At 65.8% G+C, this 310-nt stretch carries 1 pseudogene; it reads left to right on the plus strand.

Going from position 1 to position 310, the window contains the following annotated elements:
- Positions 1–310: pseudogene (locus ACFHW1_RS28910) on the plus strand (IS982 family transposase); the annotation flags it as partial.

Raw genomic sequence — 310 nt, forward strand, 5'->3', positions numbered from 1 at the left:
ACCCTCTTGACCGCACTGTACGTGAAGATCGACGACAGCATCCGCACACCTCGGTGGCGTGGCAGGCCACCACTGCTGACCGACTCCGAACTGGTCTGCCTGGCCGTGGCTCAGGTCCTGCTCGGCGCACGCTCGGAAGCCCACTGGATCCGCTACGCCCGTGTCCACCTGGCCGGCATGTTCCCCTACCTACCGCAGCGGCCCGGCTACAACAAACGGCTCCGCGCCGCCCTCCCGCTGATCAGGAAGACGATCCGGAACCTGGCCCGCGACAGCGACTTCTGGTTCGACAACCACTGGATCGTCGACT

It is taken from the genome of Micromonospora sp. LOL_014, assembly GCF_048060245.1.
GTDB lineage: Bacteria > Actinomycetota > Actinomycetes > Mycobacteriales > Micromonosporaceae > Micromonospora_E.